The 17591-nt window shown below is 68.0% G+C and carries 12 protein-coding genes; 4 read left to right on the top strand and 8 right to left on the bottom strand.

Features of this window, described 5'->3' with window-relative positions; genetic code table 11:
- Window positions 1-38 precede the first annotated feature (38 nt).
- From PKKP23_RS10665 to PKKP23_RS10650, 4 genes are all read right to left on the bottom strand, one after another.
- Window positions 39-2105, bottom strand: coding sequence for a D-(-)-3-hydroxybutyrate oligomer hydrolase (locus tag PKKP23_RS10665; RefSeq protein ID WP_126876901.1), 2067 nt, complete (start codon window positions 2103-2105; stop codon window positions 39-41).
- Window positions 2106-2811: 706 nt separating this feature from the next.
- Window positions 2812-3513, bottom strand: coding sequence for a Vgb family protein (locus PKKP23_RS10660; RefSeq protein ID WP_126876844.1), 702 nt, complete (start codon window positions 3511-3513; stop codon window positions 2812-2814).
- Window positions 3514-3599: 86 nt separating this feature from the next.
- Window positions 3600-4838 (bottom strand): helix-turn-helix domain-containing protein, encoded by a 1239-nt coding sequence (locus tag PKKP23_RS10655; RefSeq protein WP_126876843.1) that lies wholly within the window; start codon window positions 4836-4838, stop codon window positions 3600-3602.
- A gap of 348 nt (window positions 4839-5186) precedes the next feature.
- Window positions 5187-5546 (bottom strand): BON domain-containing protein, encoded by a 360-nt coding sequence (locus tag PKKP23_RS10650; RefSeq protein WP_126876842.1) that lies wholly within the window; start codon window positions 5544-5546, stop codon window positions 5187-5189.
- Window positions 5547-6317: 771 nt separating this feature from the next.
- Between PKKP23_RS10650 and PKKP23_RS10645 the strand changes: the two genes are divergently transcribed.
- From PKKP23_RS10645 to PKKP23_RS10635, 3 genes are all read left to right on the top strand, one after another.
- A complete protein-coding gene (locus PKKP23_RS10645; protein ID WP_126876841.1) occupies window positions 6318-8000 on the top strand; it encodes a TAXI family TRAP transporter solute-binding subunit in 1683 nt (560 codons plus the stop codon).
- A gap of 157 nt (window positions 8001-8157) precedes the next feature.
- Window positions 8158-8832: a 2-hydroxychromene-2-carboxylate isomerase gene (locus PKKP23_RS10640; RefSeq protein ID WP_126876840.1), complete on the top strand. Its 675-nt coding sequence runs from the start codon at window positions 8158-8160 to the stop codon at window positions 8830-8832.
- 151 nt (window positions 8833-8983) lie between these two features.
- Window positions 8984-9958 (top strand): LysR family transcriptional regulator, encoded by a 975-nt coding sequence (locus tag PKKP23_RS10635; protein WP_126876839.1) that lies wholly within the window; start codon window positions 8984-8986, stop codon window positions 9956-9958.
- Here PKKP23_RS10635 and xdhC read toward each other — a convergent pair.
- The 3 genes from xdhC to xdhA form a co-directional block, all read right to left on the bottom strand.
- Entirely contained in the window at window positions 9897-10439 is a 543-nt protein-coding gene (xdhC, locus tag PKKP23_RS10630) for a xanthine dehydrogenase accessory protein XdhC (protein WP_126876900.1), read from the bottom strand. The two genes, PKKP23_RS10635 and xdhC, sit on opposite strands and share 62 nt — an antisense overlap.
- 107 nt (window positions 10440-10546) lie before the next feature.
- Window positions 10547-12955, bottom strand: coding sequence for a xanthine dehydrogenase molybdopterin binding subunit (gene xdhB, locus PKKP23_RS10625; RefSeq protein WP_126876838.1), 2409 nt, complete (start codon window positions 12953-12955; stop codon window positions 10547-10549).
- Between the two features lie 96 nt (window positions 12956-13051).
- On the bottom strand, window positions 13052-14593 hold the full coding sequence (gene xdhA / locus PKKP23_RS10620; protein ID WP_126876837.1) for a xanthine dehydrogenase small subunit: 1542 nt from the start codon (window positions 14591-14593) through the stop codon (window positions 13052-13054).
- 319 nt (window positions 14594-14912) lie between these two features.
- Between xdhA and PKKP23_RS10615 the strand changes: the two genes are divergently transcribed.
- Window positions 14913-16124, top strand: coding sequence for an MFS transporter (locus tag PKKP23_RS10615; RefSeq protein WP_017772923.1), 1212 nt, complete (start codon window positions 14913-14915; stop codon window positions 16122-16124).
- Window positions 16125-16148: 24 nt separating this feature from the next.
- On the opposite strand, the gene PKKP23_RS10610 is transcribed toward PKKP23_RS10615, so the two are convergent.
- Complete coding sequence (locus PKKP23_RS10610; protein WP_126876836.1) at window positions 16149-17378, bottom strand: pyridoxal-phosphate-dependent aminotransferase family protein; 1230 nt, start codon at window positions 17376-17378, stop codon at window positions 16149-16151.
- Between the last annotated feature and the right edge of the window lie 213 nt (window positions 17379-17591).

Here is a 17591-nt window from a genome sequence, read left to right as displayed (position 1 = left end):
CGGCATCGCGGGCGCGTCCCCTGAACACGCGCCCCGCCTTACTGCGGCACGTTCACCACGCCGCCGTTCACGCTGATCACGTTCGCGCCCGGGTCCGCCGCAATCGCCGGCAGATTGGCCGTGGTGAGCGCCGGCGCCTGGCCCGGCGTGCCGCCGCGCGGCACCGTGCGCACCACCTGCGACGGCGGCAGCGGCGCGCCGCTCTTCAGATGGTTCCACATGAGATTCAGCGCCTGCAGGTTGTAGTAGTGCACGGGAATGAAGCGCGTATCGAAGCCCGCGATGGGCAGGGACGCGTCGAAGTGCTGGCCGTTCGTCACTTCGTAGAACGAGAGCTGGCTGCGTTTGCCTTCCGCGAAACTGTTCTGCGCGAGGTACGCGCGCGAGGCGTGGTTCACGGGCACGAGCGCGTCGCTGCGTCCCTGCACGATGATGGCCGGCTTGCCGTGCAGGTCGCCGTTCACGCGGATCGCCGCCACGCTCGCGGCCATCGTCGCGTTGCCGTTGGTCCAGAGTTGCCGCAGACAAAGCGCGCCGGTATAGCTCGCGTCCGAGGTGGCGAGCCGGTGGTCCGCGGCGCCCGCACTGCCGTTGTTGTAGACGAGGTTGATGCCGTCTGTGGGCGGCACGCCGTTGCCGAGGCCGAAGACGGTGGACATCGGCGAGACGGCCGGCGCCACGCCCGCCGCACCCGTCGCGCCGGTCGCACTCGTGGCGCCGAAGCTGAAGGCGCAGAGGTTGTCGGTGACGCTCGCGCGCGTGTACGCGTTCGCGTAGGTCACGGCCACCGCGGGCACCGCCTGCGAGTCCCACATGGGCGCCTGCAGGAAATCGGAGTCGCTCTCGTAGCCCGCTGCGTGCAGTTGCGCGAGTGCGCTCGCGGCCTGGCTTTGCAGATCGCCGCCGCTGATCACGCCGCCCGCCGCAAGCGAAGCGCAGCGCGCCGAGCGGATCGACTGCGTGGTGGCAAGCGGCAAGCCGCTCAGATACGGCGCCGTGGCCAGCTGGCTCGCGGCCGCCGCGCACGGCTCGAGCAGGTTCGCGAGCGTCATGTAGTCGGCAAGCGGCTTGCCTGCCGCACTGATCGGCGCGCCGCCTTCCTGCACCTGCGTGCCCGCGTTCATGGCCACGTTGACCTGCGGTTCGCCCACCACGACCGCGGTAATCCAGCCCTGCGTGTCTTCTTCGGCGGCCTCGATCGACGCGCCCCCGCCATTGCTCACGGACGCCGCAATCGTCGTCACGCTGCCCGGCTGGTAGCGCACGCCGTGCTGCGAGCCGGCGACCACCGGCGCGAACTGCTGGTTGAGCGCCCAGTAGGCGAACTGCACGGCTTCGAGCGTGTCCTTGCCCCAGCTCTGTTCGGGGTTCTGCTGCGAATGCGCGTGCTTGAAGGCGTAGCGGTACGGGAACGTCTGGTTGAAGGTGGCGAGCGTCGCGGCCGGCACGTTCGCGGTGAAGAGACTCAACCGCCCCGCGGCGCTTGCGCTCGCCACGGTGCCGTCGATGAGCGTGACCGTATCGGTCGCGAGTTCATGGGCGCCGTTGCCCGTGCCCTTGTCGGTGTAGGCCACGGCGCAGCCGCGCTTGAGGCCCCACTCGCCCGCCGCCGAGATCGCGCCATACACGCCGCGCGAGCCCGACGACGTGGCCGTGACGATGCACGGATGGTTGGCGTCGAAGCTCGCGGGCACCTGCACGAGAAGGCTCACGTTTTGCGTGCCGCTGCCGTCGTCGGCGTAGGCGAGGTATTCGGTGCCGGCGATCTTGCCTTCGCCGAGCGTGTCGTTGCCGTTCAGGTCGACGTTGGGCCCCCAGAAGCGTCCGTAGCCGCCGTTCGCCGACATATCGACGAGCGCGCGGTAGTTCGACCAGATCGCGAGGCGCCGCAGCTCCGCGGCGGTGGGGCTCGACGGATTCGCGAACGCGGGCGCCGTGGACGAGCCGATGCCCGTCTTGCCGAGACCGGCGGTGAGCAGGTCGTCGGTGTTGCCGTCGTAGCTCGTGATGCGCACGCTGCCCGCCACGAAGGCGGGCAGCGCGTTGGTCTGCGGACCCGAGCTGCCGCTGCTCGTGCCGTGGCACGCCGCGAGCGCGGCGAGCATCCATGCTGCGTAGGTGAAACGCGGCGCAAAGGTCGGTCGGAACGGCAAGGTGCGTGTCATCGTCGTCTCCATGCTCGAAGGTTTGTTGTGTCTTCTATGCTCTTCTATCCGGAACGCCATGCCAGCAGGCCGACGCGGGAATGCACGTTCTGCGCCTACGAGGAGCCGCGGTATTCATACGGCATGCGCCACGCGGCGCAGACGCGAGACCACGGGCGTGACCGTCGGACTCGCGCGCGAGCGCGGGCGCGCGGTCGTGCGTTGCGGGTGGCTTCGGTGTGCGTTTTACGCGCGGTCCTTGCGCGTTCGTCCCGATTCGTAGACGACGTTGTCTACGTCAGGCGACCGGGAACGCAAAGAAGTGCTGACGACGCCGGCAACGACGTCTACGAGTATGGACACGGGCCTTGCGGCAGCCAAGGACATTGCGCGAAGAGCCGCACGGCGTACGGCGAAGCGCAAGAACAGAGGGAGCATCGCCGATTTGAAGCGATGCAGATCAATACCCGCCGAAACGCCGCCGGAACCGAAGTTCGGCGGCGCGAGAAACGTGGAACGTGGGACGTGTTGAGGCGGTGCGCGGGGACCGCGGCGTCTGTCCGGTAGCGGGTTACCTGGGCGCTCGTAGGCCAAGAGCCAGCAGCGCGGCCAACTGTTCACCAACGCACCTGTTCGCCCGACATCCCATCCGACATCCCATCCGGCATCACTCCGAAGTCGTGCCCGACGTTACCCCGGACGTTACCGCCGCCCCCGTACCCGCGGTCGCCGCATCCCGACGCGGCCGCTGCACGACCCTCACCTTCCCGCTCGATCCGCCGCCGCAGAAGAACTGGCCCGCGCCGTCCGATTCGATGCCCGACAGGCTCACGCCCGCCGGCATCGCGATGCTTTCCAGCACCTCGCCCGTGGCCGGGTCGATGCGGCGCAGTTCGCTCTCTTCGCCTTCCCATGTGCCGTGCCACAGTTCGGCATCCACCCAGGTCACGCCCGTCACGAAACGGTCGGACTGGATCGTGCGCAGGATCGCGCCGGTCTGCGAATCGATCTGATGGATCTTGCGCTCCTGGTACTGTCCGACCCACAACGTGCCCTCGGCCCAGGCGAGCCCGGAGTCGCGTCCGCCGCCAGGCGCCGGAATGGTAGCCAGCACGCGGCCGCTCACGCGATCCACCTTCTGGATGCGGTCGCCCGCAATCTGGAACAGATGCCGGCCGTCGAAGGCCGTGCCCGCGTGGGCTTTGACGTCGAACGTTTCGACGATCTCGCCGCTCGCGGGATCGAACGCGTTCAGCGATTCGCCCGCGCCGAACCAGACGCGCTGGCCGTCGTACGTGAGTCCGTGTATGCGTTCGATGCCCGGGAAAGGACCGTATTCGCGAAGAATGACTGCTGCCGTGGGTTTCATGAGGGTGTCCTCGGTTCGTTGACCGCCGCGTCGCTCAGGGACTGTCGTCGTTGCAGGCCGGTCAGGTGTGGATGGGTGAAGCCATCCTACTCACCGGGCAGCGGAGCGGGGAGTAACAAGACCGTCGTGAATCCGGGCATGGGCGGGGTCGTCCAGCGGCGCGCGCGGCCGTGGCCGAACCATTGCACCTTGCCGGCGGCCGCGAGCGTTTCCAGCGCGCGCTGCACCGTGCGCTGGCTCGCGCCCAGCGCCAACGCGAGGGCCGAACTCGACCACGCTTCACCGTCGGCGAGGCAGGCGAGCACCGCCGCGTGCTGCTCGTCGAACGGCTGCGCGAGCACAACGGCTTCGCGCGCGTCGCGCGGCACGAGGGCAAAACCGCGCGGGGTCGCCGTGATGTCGGCAAGCGCTCGCAGCGCGGCGCGAAGCCGGCCCATTTCCACGCGCAGCCGGGCGCGGTACGACTCGTCCGCGCGCTTCGCACGAAACGCGCGCGCGACGAGGGCGTCGCGCGGCACGTCGTCGGGCCACGCTTCGGCCAGCGCGCGGGCCAGCATGAAGAGCACCGGGCGCCTGGCGAGCGACACCACCGTATGCGGATCACGCACGGCGTGACGGCAGGCGTCGATCACGAGCGCATCCGACTTGAGCAGCGCCTCGACCTCGTCGGGCATCAAGAGCCGCTGCTCGCCGCGCACGACGAGGCGCGCAGCCGGCGTATCGAGCACCCGCGCGGCACACTCCACTTCGGCAACCAACGCCGGGATGCCGGCGTCGCGCGCCGCCTGCGTGGCGCGAGCAAGCGCCATGCGAGCGGCTTGCGTCTGAAGACGCCGCATCGCGAGCCCCGCCACGACGAGTTCGTGAGCCACCCTCGCGGCCGGGGGCAGCGACGGAATGCCGCCTGGGTCGCGTACGCCGAGCACGCCGAGCACGCGTTCGGCATCGTCGAGGCGGCCAGTCAGCAGCAGACGCCGCGCCTCCAGATAGCGGGCATGCGCGGCGTTCGCATAGTCGCCGTGCGCGTCGAGCGTCGCGCGTGCGGCGTCGAGCGGCTTCGCCGGCCAGCCGAGGTCGCGCGAAGCAAGCGCGATCTCGGCCTCGGCGACGATGCACCGCGCACGCGCCACGGCTTCGCGCGGCCCGAAGGCACGCGCGGCGCTGCGCACCAGCGCTCTCGCACGCACGAGGTCGCCCAGCTGCGCCATCGCAATGCCGCGCAGTGCAAGCGCCGGGGCGTCGTTGCGCAGCGCGACGCAGTTGAGCGCGCGAAGCGGGTCGCCTGCCGCAAGCGCGTGCGCCGCGGCGGCGATTAGCGAATCCATTGGAATGCCGCCACGCTTGTCACTCCGTGGGTTTCAAGGACGAGGCGAATCTTGGGGAAAAGCCCGGGGCAATCTATCACGCGCGTTCATTCACGCGGCATGCCTGCGCGCATCACACATCACGCGTCAACGCACATGCACCGGTGGCAAGACAGGGAGTTGAAAAGCAGAACCGAAAGACAAAACCAAACCGGGGCGTGACGGCATGCATGCCGACACGCCCGGCGTGCCGGGCAGACGAAGCAGCACGGCACACGACCGACCCTCCAGCGACACGCAGAAACTGCGCGCCGCCGTCCCGCTATCTGGCACGACAGCGGCGGAAAGACCGGCCGGCCGAAACGAGGCTTACTGCTGAACCTTCGTCAGCTTGTTGGTGACCGAGGTCACGCCCGGCACCGACTTCGCGACTTCTTCGGCCTTCGCAATCTGGCTTTCGTCGGGCACCGAGCCCGTCAGCGTGATGGCACCGCCGCGCGAGCGCACCGTGATGTTCGACACGTCGACGCCCTGCGACTTCGAAAGCGCCTTGCGCACCGTATAGCCGAGCTTGCGGTCCGCCTTCTTCGTCGCCTTCTTGGCAGCCGGCGCCGACATGGACGCGTCACCGCCCGCAGCCGCCGCATCGCTCGACTGCGCGTACGCGCTGCACGCAATCGTCATGCACAGCGCAACGCCCAGCGACTTCAGCAAATTGACCGATTTCATGATTTCTCCTTTTTTCACCGCGGATAGGACCGCTTGTGCCCGTTGGCCGGTCTGGCAGCCGCGATGCGGCTACCGGCTGCGGGGCAGGCGGCTTCGTTACGACTTCCGGCGGCCGTGCGCCACGCGCGCGACGAGGCGGCGCAGCGGGCGACGGCCGGCTATGGCTTCGAACACGGTGTGCGAGAGACGGAAGGCAAAGGCTGCGGCAGCGTGAAGCTGTGCACCGCGAGCCTTGCCGTCACGGGGCTGCAGCGCGCCAGATCTTCGTGGCGTGGACCGGCTGCGCGAGTTGCGCCCTCTGGTTGTGACGGCGACCCACAATTTAGCCTGGACGCGCACGAAGCGCAAAGGATTTAGCGAAGCACCGCAAACGGTTGCGATGCCGCGTGGGAGCGGCATTCCGGGGGGCTTGGGGCGAACATCGTGCGAACTTCGGGCGAACTTCGGACCCTTGCCGGCGCGAGCCTCGCCACACTGCCGGAGCAGACTCCTGGCCTGCCCAGCGCGCTTTCACCTTTGGTAACACCTTTGAGGGCGCAAGCATCCGCCGCAAGCGACGCCGTGCCGCGAATCTCATGTACCATCGGCCCGGTATGTGGCCGCGGCATGGCGGATACAGCGCCTGTACGTCGTGCCGTCAATGCACGCCCGCCGTCCGGCCGGCGCGTTCTGCGTGGCGGCGCCGACGCCGCGAGGCAGAACGCGCCGGCAGCTCGATCCGGTGAAGTCCGCAAGCTCCGTTAAACGTCTGCTGTATCCCGCTCGTCCTACATGAAGTTACGCTCCGGCCGCAAACGTCCTCGCCTCGTCGCCCGCTTCGTTGCCATTTCATGGCGCGATCTGGCGGTGTCGTTCGGACCGATCCTGCTGGTGAGCGCGGCCGCCATCTGGGTCGCCGTGCGGCTCATCCAGCCCGCCCCGCCCGACACGCTCACCATCAGCGCCGGCCCCGCAGGCAGTTCGTTCTGGACCGCGGCGCAGAAGTACAAGACGATCCTTGCGCGCAACGGCATCAAGCTCAATGTGCTGGTCTCCGAAGGGTCCGCGGACAACCTCAAGCGCCTCACCGACCCCGCGAGCCACGTCGACGTCGCCTTCGTGCAGGACGGCATTGCGGGCAACGCCGGCAGCGCCAATGGTCCCGACGGTGCGAGCAGCGCCAGCAGTGCAAGCAGCGCCAGCAGTGCGAGTGACGTGAGCGGTGCAAGCGGAGCGAGCAGTACCAGCGGCACGAACGGCAACAGCGCCCTGGAAGGCCTCAACTCGCTCGGCAGCGTCGCCTACGTGCCGCTCGCCATCTTCTATCACGGGCCCACGGTCGCGCGGCTCTCGCAGTTCAAGGGTGAACGCATTGCGATTGGCGCCGAAGGCAGCGGCACGCGCCAGCTCGCGTTGGCGCTGCTGAAAGCAAACGGCATCGAACCCAACGGACCCACAAAGCTCCTGCCCCTCTCCGGTGAAGAGGCGGCGCAGGCGCTCGTGGCGGGCAAGATCGATGCCGCGTTTCTTGCCGGAGATTCCGCCCAGCCGCCCGTGATGGGCCGGCTTTACCGCACGCCCGGCGTGCAGTTCTTCGACTTCGCCCAGGCCGACGCCTACACGCGGCGCTTTCCGTATCTGACGCGTGTGGACATTCCCGCAGGCGCGTTCGACCTCGGCAAAAACCTGCCGGCGACCACCATCCATCTGCTCGCGCCCACGGTGGAGCTTGTCGCACGCGATTCGCTGCATCCCGCGCTCTCGGACCTGCTCATCGAAGCGGCGAAGGAAGTGCACGGCAAGGCGTCCATCATGCAGCGCGCGGGCGAGTTCCCCGCCCCGCGCGCGCAGGACTTCCCCGTCAGCGACGACGCCGCGCGCTACTACAAGTCGGGCAAGAGCTTCCTGTACCGCACGCTGCCGTTCTGGCTCGCGAGCCTCGCGGACCGGCTCATCGTGCTGCTGGTGCCGATCATCGTCGTGCTGATTCCGGGGCTGCGGCTCGTGCCGTCGCTCTATGCGTGGCGGGTGCGCTCGCGCATCTACCGGTGGTACGGCGCGCTCATCGCCATCGAGCGCGGCGCCCTGAACGAGAACTCCACGCACGAGCGCCGTAAGCTGCTCGACCGGCTCGACGCCATCGAGGAATCGGTCAACGCGATGAAGATGCCGCTCGCCTATGCGGACCAGTTCTATGTGTTGCGCGAACATATCGGCTTCGTGCGCTCGCGGCTCGCGCACGAGCGCGGCTTGGCGGCGAACGACGAAGCGGAAGAAGCAGGGGAAGCGGCGGAAGCGAACGAAGCGGCCACGTCGGCCAACGCCAACGCCACCGACGCCGACGCCGACACGACAGCACAACCAGCCGACACAGCAGAAGCAGACGACGCCAACGAACCGGATGAAAGCGACCGCGGCAGCAGCGACGCGCAGCGAGCCGGGGAACGCAACGGGCACAAGCACGCCGGCACATGAAGGCGCCTGAGCAAGCCAGCGCATGAGCACCGCGAAGCCGCGAACCCCGCGCACGCACCGTGCACCTGCACAGACCTTTGCGTAACATCCAAACGATAATCGACGGGCAAGCGCCGAGCGGCGGCCGCATCGAATACGGAAAACCGGGAGAGACACAATGAACAACCAGGACATCAACATCAACGGCGTCGACGTGCGGCAGCCCCTATGGTTTTACGACTTCGTCTCGCCGTTCTCCTATCTCCTGCTCGAGCAGCACGACAAGTGGCCCGGTTTCGACTTCGTCCTCACGCCGGTTCTGCTTTCCGAGTTGTACCGTCACTGGAATCAGACCAGCGTCTACGAGATCCCGGCCAAGCGCATCTTCACCTACCGCCACGCGCTCTTTCGCGCGGAGCAGCTCGGCATTCCGTTTCGCATGCCGGCGGCGCACCCGTTCGATTCGATCAAGCCGATGCTGCTCGCCATCGCGGCGGGCGGCGACCTCGCCTGCGTGCGTGAGATCTTCCGCTTCATCTGGCGCGACGGACGCGACCCGTCGAGCGACGAAGGCTTCGAGGCGCTCTGCGACCGCGTGGGCATTTCGCACGGCACGTCGCTGATCGAGCGCGAGGAAGTGCGCGCGCAACTGCGCCGCAATACGTCCGACGCGATCCAGATGGGCGTGTTCGGCGTGCCCACGTTCTGGCTCAACAAGCAGCTTTTCTGGGGCGAAGACGCGCTGCCCATGGTGCTCTACTGCGCCCGCACGCCGAACTGGCTCGACTCCGCCGAGGTCAAGCGCATCAGCAATCTGCCCTCGGGACTGCCGGAAGGCCGCATCCGCAAGTAGCGGGCAATCGCAACGGCGCGCGAGCGTGGCACACCCATGAGCCGTGATGCCCGCCATACCGCGTCCGCTATGGCGGCCGTGCACGATGGGGCCTAAGGTTATGGACGTCGCGCCCGCCGCGCCCCGCCGGCGCCTCTTTGCCCGAACCGACATGGACCCGAACGCCGCTTCCCTCGATATCTGGCTCGTGCGCGTGCTGCGCACGCTGCTGGTCGAGCGCAGCGTCACACAGGCCGCGCTGCGGCTGAACCAGACGCAGCCCGCCATCAGCTCGGCGCTGCGCAAGCTGCGCGAAATACTCGGCGACCCGATTCTGGTGCGCGGCAAGGCCGGCATGGTGCCCACCGAATACGGCGCGTCGCTGCTGCCGCACGCGCAGCGCGTGCTGCGCGACGTGGACTTCGTCGCCACGCCGCACGGCGACTTCGATCCGGCGCGCTCGCGTCGCGCGTTTCGTATCGCGGCCCCCGACTATCTCAACGACTTCTTCATGCCCACGGTGATCGCGCGCTTTCGCGACGCGGCGCCGTACGCGCGGCTCGAAATCCACTCGCTGAGCCCCACGCTCGACCACGAAGCCGCGCTCGATGCCGGCGAACTCGATCTCGTGATCGGCAACTGGCCGAAGCCCGACGCGCGCTTCGCACGCAGCGACCTGTTTCAGGACACGGTGGTGTGCATGATGCGCGCCGACCATCCGCTGGCCCGTGCGCCGCTGACGCGCGAGGCGTATCTGAACGCGGCCCATCTCGCGCCCACGCATTACACGGGCGCGAAGGCGAGCGTCATCGACGTGGGCCTCGCGAAGGCAGGCGCGGCACGCCGCGTGGTGGCGACGCTGCCCTACTTCGGGCTTGTGCCGCAGGCGCTTCTGCAGTCGGATCTGATTTTCACGACGACGCGTCGTTTCGCGCTGCACTACGCGAGCCTGCTGCCGCTCGCGGTGCTCGATGCGCCCATCGCGTTTGCGCGCATCAAGTGCTATCAGCTCTGGCACCCGCAGCCGGATCGGCCGAGCGATCTCGAATGGCTGCGCGCGCTGATGGCCGAAGTGTCGGACTCGCTTACTGCGCCGCGTAATGTGCGACAAGCAGTGCGACAGGCGGTGCGGCAGGGAGTGCGGTGACGGGTGTAGAGGCGGGTTTAGCAGCGGCCTCGCAACGCACCTGCATGAGCTGGGCGCACACGGCTACCGCAATGGAAGCCGGCGCCTTGTCCACGATGCCCGGCACGCCGATGGGACAGACGATCTCCGCGAGCCGCGCGGGGTCCAGCCCGCGCGCGACGAGGCGCCGCTCGAACTTCACGCGCTTGGTCTTCGAACCGATCAGCCCGAACCACGCAACGTCGCGGCGTTTCATGATGCGTTCGGTCAGCGTGAAGTCGAGCGCGTGGTTGTGCGTCATCACGATGAAGTACGCGCCCGCCGGCGCGCGATCGACGATGACCTCGGGCGTATCCGTGGCTTCCACCTGAACGTTGCCCGGCACCTCGTCGGGAAAGCACTCGTCGCGCTCGTCCACCCACTGCACGACGCACGGCAAGTGGCCGAGCAGCGTGACAAGCGCATGCCCCACGTGGCCCGCGCCGAACAGCACGATGTGCATGGGCGGCGTGGGCAAAGATGGGCTCGCTGCCACGCTCGGGCTCCCGGCATGCGGCGAAGGAAGATGACTCGGACTCATGGTGCTGTGCTCCCTCGTACTGCCTCGCGTTACACCGCTTCGTGCGGCGCGTCTGCGGCGCTTTCGCTTGCCGCGCTCGCCACGCTTGCCACTGCACCGCCGCGCACGGCCCGCACCGCCTTGAGAATTTCCTCTGCCGTGGCCGGCGCGTTGAGCGGCGGATTCGTCTTGTAGTCGTCCACGGCGGCCACCGCATCGCGAATCGCGAAGAACACCGAGAACGGCAGCAGCAGCGGCGGCTCGCCCACCGCCTTCGACCGATGGATGCTTTCTTCGGCGTTGCGGTTCTTGAAGAGCTGCACGCGGAAATCGGCGGGCATGTCGTTCACGGTGGGAATCTTGTAGGTGGACGGCGCGTGCGTCATGAGCTTGCCGTCGGGCTTCCACCAGAGTTCCTCGGTGGTGAGCCAGCCCATGCCTTGCACGAACGCGCCCTCCACCTGGCCGACGTCGATGGCGGGATTCAGCGACGCACCCACGTCGTGCAGCGCATCGGCGCGCAGCACGCGCATTTCGCCCGTGAGCGTGTCGATCACCACCTCGGAGACTGCGGCGCCATACGCGTAGTAGAAGAACGGCCGCCCCTGGAGCTTCGCCTGGTCCCAATGCAGTTTCGGCGTGGCGTAGAAGCCGTCCGACCACAGCTGCACGCGCGCAAGGTACGCCTTCGCCACCACGTCGTCGAAGGGCAGCACGGACTCGCCCACCACGATGGTGTCGTTGGCGAAGCACACGTCGGCGGCGCTCACGCTGCCCGCGCCGTAGCGCTCCGCGGCAAAGGCCGCGAGCCGCGCGCGCAACTGATGCGCGGCGTCCTGCGCGGCCTTGCCGTTCAGATCGGAACCGGTGGACGCCGCTGTCGCCGACGTGTTCGCCACCTTGCTGGTATCGGTCGCCGTCACGCGCACGCGCGCGAAGCTCACGCCGAGTTCGTGCGCCACCACCTGCGCGACCTTCGTGTTGAGCCCCTGGCCCATCTCGGTGCCGCCGTGATTCACGAGCACCGATCCATCCGTATAGATGTGGACGAGCGCGCCGGCCTGATTGAAATGCGTGACGTTGAACGCAATGCCGAACTTCACGGGCGTGAGCGCAATGCCTTTCTTCAGTACCGCGTTGCGCGCGTTGAACGCCCGCACGGCTTCGCGTCGCGCACGGTAGTCGCTCGACGCCGCGAGTTCGTCGATCAATTCGTGGATGACGTTGTCTTCCACGGTCTGGCCATACGGCGTCACGTTGTTGTGCGTCTTGCCGTAGAGATTGCGGCGGCGCACGTCGAGCGGATCGAGGCCGAGATTGCGCGCCACGTCGTCGATGATGTATTCGATGGCGAATGCGCCTTGCGGTCCGCCGAAGCCGCGGAATGCCGTATTCGACTGCGTGTTGGTCTTGCCGCAGAAGCCCGCGATGGAGACGTCCGGCAGCCAGTACGCGTTATCGAAGTGGCAGACGGCGCGCGTCATCACGGGACCGGAGAGGTCCGCCGAAAAGCCGCAGCGCGAGGTCATGTCCACGGCCACGCCTTCGATCAGGCCGTCGTCGCCGTAGCCCGCTTCGTAGGTGTAGTGGAAGTCGTGGCGCTTGCCCGTGATCATCATGTCGTCGTCGCGATCCGGGCGCAGCTTCACGGGGCACAGCAGCTTCCATGCGGCAAGCGCCGCGCAGCACGCGAACAGCCCCGACTGCGATTCCTTGCCGCCGAAGCCGCCGCCCATGCGCCGGCACTCCACGAGCACGTTGTGCGACGGCACGCCGAGCAGGTGCGCCACGAGGTGCTGCATTTCGCTCGGATGCTGCGTGGAGCACCACACATGCATGCCGTCGTCGTCTTTCGGCACGGCGTAGGCGATCTGCCCTTCCAGATAGAACTGCTCCTGGCCGCCCAGCGTCATCTCGCCCGCCACGTGATGCGCGGCGCGCGCGATCTTCGCGCCCGAGTCGCCGCGCGCGAGCTTCATCGGCGGCACGACGTACTGCTGCGCCGCGCGCGCCTGCTGCGCGGTGAGCACGGCAGGCAGTTCCTCGTAAACGACTTCCGCGCGGCGCGCGGCAAGACGCGCGGCTTCGTGCGACGTGGCCACCACGATGAACATGGGCTGGCCCGCGTACTGCACGACGCCGTCGGCCAGCACCGGATCGTCGTGGACAATCGGGCCGCAGTCGTTCACGCCGGGGATGTCTTCGGCCGTGAACACGGCCACCACGCCGGGCGTCGCGCGCACCTTGTCGAGCGACATCGAAACGATCTTCGCGTGCGCCTTTTCCGAAAGCCCGAGCGCCGCGTGCAGCGTGCCGGCCACGAGCGGAATGTCGTCGGTGTAGGTGGCGCGGCCGCTCACGTGCAGATGTGCGGACTCGTGCGGACGCGAGACGTGGACCTGCGCGAATTCCGCGAGATCGGCGGGCTCCTTCAGGAACGGTTCGGCTTGCTGGTTCATTTGGTGAATCTCCGTATCCCGGGATAGCTGTCGGTTTGTTGGGTGCGGGTGGGGTTGGGCACGCGACGGGTTGAACGGTGGTTTTCCCACTACGCTTCAGGCCACCCCTTCGGCCGCGCCTTCCGCCACGACCGCGCGCACGTCCAGCGCGCACTTCGGCAGCGGATCGTGCGGCCGCGTTTCGAGCCAGAAGCGGTACAGCGTGTTCTTCGCGGCTTCGAGCCGGTAGTCGCTCGTCGCGCGCATGTCGGTGAGCGGCGCGTAGTCTTCGGCGAGCGCGAGCATCGCGGCCTGCGCGGTGGCTTCGTGCCACTGGGCATCCGCGAGCACCCCTTCCGCCCGCGCGGCGCGCTTCGGCGTAGCCGCCATGCCGCCGAACGCGACGCGCGGCTCGCGAATCGTGTCGCCGTCCGCGATGAAGGCGAACGCGGCGCACACCGCGGAGATGTCGGAGTCGAAGCGCTTCGAGAGCTTGTAGGTGCGAAACCGCAGATCGCGCCGCGCGCCCGTACGCGTGGGCACCTTGAGCGCGGCCACGAATTCGTGCGCGGCCATGTCCTTCTTTTGATACGCGAGGTACAGGTCTTCGAGCGGCAGCTCGCGCGTCACGCTGCCGCCGCGCAACACCACGCGCGCGCCGAGGGCGATGAGTCCCGGCATCGAATCGCCGATGGGCGAGCCGTTCGCCACGTTGCCGCCCAGCGTGCCCGCGTTGCGGATGGGCAGCGACGCGAAACGCAGCCACATCTCCGTGAGCTCGGGGTAATGCTTTGCGAGTTCGGCATAGGCGCGCTCAAGGGTCGCGCCCGCGCCGATCTCGATCCATTCCTCGGACACCGCCATGCGCTGCATCTCGCCCACCTGCCCCACGTAGACCACGTCGCCCAGCTCGCGCATCTGCTTGGTGACCCACAGGCCGACGTCCGTGCTGCCGGCGAGAATCCGCGCCTCGGGCCGTGCGGCCTTGATCTGTGCGAGGGCGTCGACGGTGCGCGGCGCGTCGAACCGCTGGCCCGCGTGTTCGTACTCGAAGGTTTGCGTGCGCGCGATGAAAGCAAGCGTGCGCGCAAGCGCGGCTGCATCGACGGGCGCCTTCGGCGGGTCGGCTTCGAACATGCGTTCGGCCGCCTCGATGATGGGGCGATACCCCGTGCAGCGGCAGAGATTGCCCGTGAGCGCGTTGGCGATTTCGTCGCGCGTGGGCACGGTGGCCTCTGCGGTTCGCGCGGCACACGCGGCCTGCTCGTGGCCGTGCTTCTCGTAAAGCGCCCACATCGACATGACGAAGCCCGGCGTGCAGAAACCGCATTGCGAGCCGTGGCAATCCACCATGGCCTGCTGCACGGGGTGCAGCGAGCCGTCGGGCTGGCGCAGGTCTTCCACGGTGAAGAGCGCCTTGCCGTCGAGCGTAGGCAGGAACTGGATGCAGGCGTTGACCGCCTTGAACGCCACGCCGCCCGCGCCGTCCGGCTCGCCGATCACGACCGTGCAGGCGCCGCAGTCGCCCTCGGCGCAGCCTTCCTTGGTGCCGGTGCAGCGCGCGTCTTCGCGCAGGTACTGGAGAACGGTGCGGGTGACCGGCGCGTCGCTGACTTCGCGAATGGCGTTGCGGTGATAGAAGCGGATCGGCTGACTCATATTTCGTGGCTCGTCGAATGGACCTGGTCGGGCAGACCCGGTCGGGCAGACCCGGTCGGGCAGACTGGGCAGGCAGGCGCCGCTGCTTGCGGGGGACGGTTCGAACGCTATCACCGTCAATATTGGCAACCCATAGCGGCAGGAGCATGGGCGGCATATCGCGGCACCGATAAGTGCGCCGATAGGCGATTCATGGGCGGGCGCAGGCGCGGCAAAGGTTCCGGGATCAGGGGGAAAAATAAAAAGGGCACGCCTGCAAGAGAACCGGTTCCATGTGACAATCACGCCTTTGCGCCGTTTTCAACCCCTCGTTTTCCCCATGTCCACCGATTCAGCGCGTCCTCGCAGCGAGTTTGCCACGACCCTGCGGATCATTCCGGTCGTCTCTTTCACCTTCCTCTGCTACCTGACCATCGGCATTCCGCTCGCGGTGCTGCCCGGCTACGTGCACGACGACCTCGGGTTCAGCACGATCCTCGCGGGCGCCGCCATCAGCGTCCAGTATTTCGCGACGCTCGCTTCCCGGCCGCTCGCGGGGCGCTCGGCGGACACGCTGGGGCCGAAGAAGACGGTGTCGATCGGGCTGATCGGCTGCGGCACGAGCGGCGCGCTGCTGTTGCTCGCCGTGCTCGCGGGACACTGGCCCGCGGTGAGCCTCACGCTACTCGTGCTGAGCCGCCTCGTGCTCGGCTTCGGCGAAAGCCTGGTGGGCACGGGCGCGATTCTGTGGGGCATCGGGCGCGTGGGCACGACCAACAACGCGCGCGTGATTTCGTGGAACGGCATTGCCACCTACGGCGCGCTGGCGCTCGGTGCGCCGCTCGGCGTGGCCATTGCGCACACCGTGGGGTTCTGGTCGCTCGGCCTCGTCGTGATCGCGCTGGCGGCGCTGGGCTACGCGCTGGCCCGGCCGATGGCAACCGTGCCGATCGTGCACGGCGAGCGCATGTCGTACCGCAGCGTCTTCACGCGCGTGCTGCCGCACGGTCTGGGGCTCGCGTTGGGGTCGGCGGGCTTCGGCTCCATCGCGACCTTCATCACGCTCTTCTACGCCGCGAAGCACTGGCCGAACGCGGCGCTCTCGCTCACGGTGTTCGGCACGCTCTTCATCGGCGCACGGCTGCTGTTCGCCAACACCATCAAGACCTATGGCGGCTTTCGCGTCGCCATCGTCTCGTTCTCGTGCGAATGCTTAGGGCTTGTGCTGCTGTGGCTCGCGCCCGTGCCGCACGTCGCGCTCGTGGGCGCGGCGCTCACCGGCTTCGGCTTCGCGCTGATTTTCCCGGCGCTCGGCGTGGAAGCCGTGGCGCTCGTGCCGCCCGCGAGCCGCGGCGCCGCGCTCTCGGCGTACTCGGTGTTTCTCGATCTCTCGCTTGGCGTGACAGGACCGCTCGCGGGCTACGTGGCGGGCGAGTTCGGCTATGCGACGGTGTATCTGTTCGCGGCGCTCGCAGCCGCCGGCGGCGTGGCACTGGCGGCGATGCTCAACTCGCGCAACGCCAAGGTGCCGAACGCGCCGGCTGCCACCTGACGTTGCCACCTGAAGCACGCCCGTTTATTGGCGCGCCGCTGTCCGCGCGCTTCCCGACAGCGACTTCTCCAGCGCCGCGACGCCCGCGGGCAGATCCACGGGCGCGCCCAGTTCCATCATCGTGCGGCCCAGCGCGTGCAGCGTCCTGAACAGGTTGTGCTCGCGGCACTGCTCGCCCATCTGGCCGATCCGCACGATGGGCAGGCCGAACGAACCCGAAATCTCCACCTGATGCTGGCGTGAGATGTACGCGCAGATGTCGCCGGGGCTCAGGCCCTGCGGCACCTCGATACCCACCACCGAACTCAGCCGGCACGCCGCGGGCGTGTACAGGTTGAGCCCCAACGCGGTCACGCCTTCCTGCAGCGCCACGGAACATTTGTGGTGACGCGCGAAGCGCTTCTCCAGCGTCTCCGCACAGACCAGCCGCAACGCCTCGTGCAACGCGAGCACACCCGAGACCGGCGCCGTGTAGTGATAGCCCGCGTTGTGCCAGAAGTTTTCCGCGAGCGATGCGTCGAGGCACCAGTGCGTGTTCGGCGTGTCGCGGCCCTTCATGCGCTGCCAGGCGGCCTCGGAGAATGCGATCAACGAGACGCCCGGGATCGACGACAGGCCCTTCTGGCCGCCCGTGATGACGGCGTCGATGCCCCACGCGTCCATCTCGAGCGGCATCGTGCTCAGCGTGCAGACGGCGTCGACGATCACCAGCGCGCCCTGCGCCTTCGCGAGCGCGGCGACGTCTTTGAGATGCCGGTTCCACACCGTGTTCGAAGTCTCGCCCTGCACGATCGTGACGATCTCGGGCCGTTCGCGGCGCAGCGCCGCTTCCACCTGTTCGAGCGACACGATCTCGCGATCGGGCACATCGAGCGTCGCAACCTGCGCGCCGACGCGGCGGCCCATTTCGGCCATCCGCGCGCTGAAGAAGCCGTTCTGGATGGCCAGCATGCGCGTGCCGCTCCAGGCGAGGTTGCAGATGGCCATTTCCATCGCGGCGGAGCCGGGGCCCGCCACGCCCAGCACCCACTTGGAGCGCGTCTGGAAAACGTAGCGCGCCATCGTCTTCACCTGGTCCACCACCTTCGCCATCGTGCCGCCCAGATGGTTGATGACGATGGCGTTGGCCTTGGCGACGGCCGCCGGAATCGGCACGGGACCGGCGCCCATCATCAGAAGCGGCTCTTCGGGAAGGATGGCGTCGAGCGATTCGACGTCGGGACACGGTACGGAAGACGATGACGGAGTAGACATGATGTTGGCGATGGGGAGATGAAGCGCTGCGGGTTGAAGCAGACGACCGAAAACAACCGGAGCAAAAGATGATTCTCCCATTGCCGGGATAGCGCAAGCTTTTCGGCCGTGCGCCGCCCGTTCGCGCAAGAACCGCATGCGCGCCCTGCCCGGCGTCGCGGCGTCCGCGTTTGCATTCGCGCGACAACGCTGGCACGCTCGCCATCGCTGTCC

It is taken from the genome of Paraburkholderia kururiensis JCM 10599 = LMG 19447 (assembly GCF_003986935.1).
Classification (GTDB): domain Bacteria; phylum Pseudomonadota; class Gammaproteobacteria; order Burkholderiales; family Burkholderiaceae; genus Paraburkholderia; species Paraburkholderia kururiensis.
Note: the sequence above shows the minus strand (reverse complement) of the source record. Positions and strands in the feature narration are given on the sequence as shown.

What these genes read in the sequence shown, in the direction of transcription:
- PKKP23_RS10655 (WP_126876843.1), bottom strand. Translation starts at nt 4,838, where the DNA reads ATGGATTCGCTAATCGCCGCCGCGGCGCACGCGCTTGCGGCAGGCGAC.
- PKKP23_RS10610 (WP_126876836.1), bottom strand. Translation starts at nt 17,378, where the DNA reads ATGTCTACTCCGTCATCGTCTTCCGTACCGTGTCCCGACGTCGAATCG.
- xdhB (WP_126876838.1), bottom strand. Translation starts at nt 12,955, where the DNA reads ATGAACCAGCAAGCCGAACCGTTCCTGAAGGAGCCCGCCGATCTCGCG.
- PKKP23_RS10645 (WP_126876841.1), top strand. Translation starts at nt 6,318, where the DNA reads ATGAAGTTACGCTCCGGCCGCAAACGTCCTCGCCTCGTCGCCCGCTTC.
- xdhA (WP_126876837.1), bottom strand. Translation starts at nt 14,593, where the DNA reads ATGAGTCAGCCGATCCGCTTCTATCACCGCAACGCCATTCGCGAAGTC.
- PKKP23_RS10665 (WP_126876901.1), bottom strand. Translation starts at nt 2,105, where the DNA reads ATGCTCGCCGCGCTCGCGGCGTGCCACGGCACGAGCAGCGGCAGCTCG.
- PKKP23_RS10660 (WP_126876844.1), bottom strand. Translation starts at nt 3,513, where the DNA reads ATGAAACCCACGGCAGCAGTCATTCTTCGCGAATACGGTCCTTTCCCG.
- PKKP23_RS10650 (WP_126876842.1), bottom strand. Translation starts at nt 5,546, where the DNA reads ATGAAATCGGTCAATTTGCTGAAGTCGCTGGGCGTTGCGCTGTGCATG.
- PKKP23_RS10635 (WP_126876839.1), top strand. Translation starts at nt 8,984, where the DNA reads ATGGACCCGAACGCCGCTTCCCTCGATATCTGGCTCGTGCGCGTGCTG.
- PKKP23_RS10615 (WP_017772923.1), top strand. Translation starts at nt 14,913, where the DNA reads ATGTCCACCGATTCAGCGCGTCCTCGCAGCGAGTTTGCCACGACCCTG.
- xdhC (WP_126876900.1), bottom strand. Translation starts at nt 10,439, where the DNA reads ATGCACATCGTGCTGTTCGGCGCGGGCCACGTGGGGCATGCGCTTGTC.
- PKKP23_RS10640 (WP_126876840.1), top strand. Translation starts at nt 8,158, where the DNA reads ATGAACAACCAGGACATCAACATCAACGGCGTCGACGTGCGGCAGCCC.